The sequence below is a fragment of the Nocardia sp. A7 genome (assembly GCF_046549215.1).
Taxonomy (GTDB): Bacteria; Actinomycetota; Actinomycetes; order Mycobacteriales; family Mycobacteriaceae; genus Nocardia.
In genome coordinates this window covers 1-1,246 of record NZ_JAJPWE010000014.1, presented here as the reverse complement: position 1 = coordinate 1,246, position 1,246 = coordinate 1, and the positions used below count along the sequence as shown (strand labels likewise).

The following is a 1,246-nucleotide window of genomic DNA, read 5'->3' as shown; positions in this document are numbered from 1 at the left end:
AGAGTCTTCAACGGAGAGTTTGATTCTGGCTCAGGACGAACGCTAGCGGCGTGCTTAACACATGCAAGTCGAGCGGTAAGGCCCTTCGGGGTACACGAGCGGCGAACGGGTGAGTAACACGTGGGTGATCTGCCTTGCACTTCGGGATAAGCCTGGGAAACTGGGTCTAATACCGGATATGACCACGAACTGCATGGTTTGTGGTGGAAAGATTTATCGGTGCGAGATGGGCCCGCGGCCTATCAGCTTGTTGGTGAGGTAACGGCCCACCAAGGCGACGACGGGTAGCCGACCTGAGAGGGTGACCGGCCACACTGGGACTGAGACACGGCCCAGACTCCTACGGGAGGCAGCAGTGGGGAATATTGCACAATGGGCGAAAGCCTGATGCAGCGACGCCGCGTGCGGGATGACGGCCTTCGGGTTGTAAACCGCTTTTGACAGGGACGAAGCGCAAGTGACTGTACCTGTAGAATAAGGACCGGCCAACTACGTGCCAGCAGCCGCGGTAATACGTAGGGTCCGAGCGTTGTCCGGAATTACTGGGCGTAAAGAGCTTGTAGGCGGTTCGTCGCGTCGTTTGTGAAAACTTGGGGCTCAACCTTAAGCTTGCAGGCGATACGGGCGGACTAGAGTACTTCAGGGGAGACTGGAATTCCTGGTGTAGCGGTGAAATGCGCAGATATCAGGAGGAACACCGGTGGCGAAGGCGGGTCTCTGGGAAGTAACTGACGCTGAGAAGCGAAAGCATGGGTAGCAAACAGGATTAGATACCCTGGTAGTCCATGCCGTAAACGGTGGGTACTAGGTGTGGGGCTCCTTCCACGGACTCCGTGCCGTAGCTAACGCATTAAGTACCCCGCCTGGGGAGTACGGCCGCAAGGCTAAAACTCAAAGAAATTGACGGGGGCCCGCACAAGCGGCGGAGCATGTGGATTAATTCGATGCAACGCGAAGAACCTTACCTGGGTTTGACATACACCGGAAACCTGCAGAGATGTAGGCCCCCTTGTGGTCGGTGTACAGGTGGTGCATGGCTGTCGTCAGCTCGTGTCGTGAGATGTTGGGTTAAGTCCCGCAACGAGCGCAACCCTTATCTTATGTTGCCAGCGCGTAATGGCGGGGACTCGTGAGAGACTGCCGGGGTCAACTCGGAGGAAGGTGGGGACGACGTCAAGTCATCATGCCCCTTATGTCCAGGGCTTCACACATGCTACAATGGCCGGTACAGAGGGCTGCGATACCG

General features: G+C 57.0%; 1 rRNA gene. It reads left to right on the top strand.

The window, feature by feature from the left end:
- Positions 1-7 precede the first annotated feature (7 nt).
- A 16S ribosomal RNA gene (locus ACLJPD_RS33105) occupies positions 8-1,246 on the top strand; the annotation flags it as partial.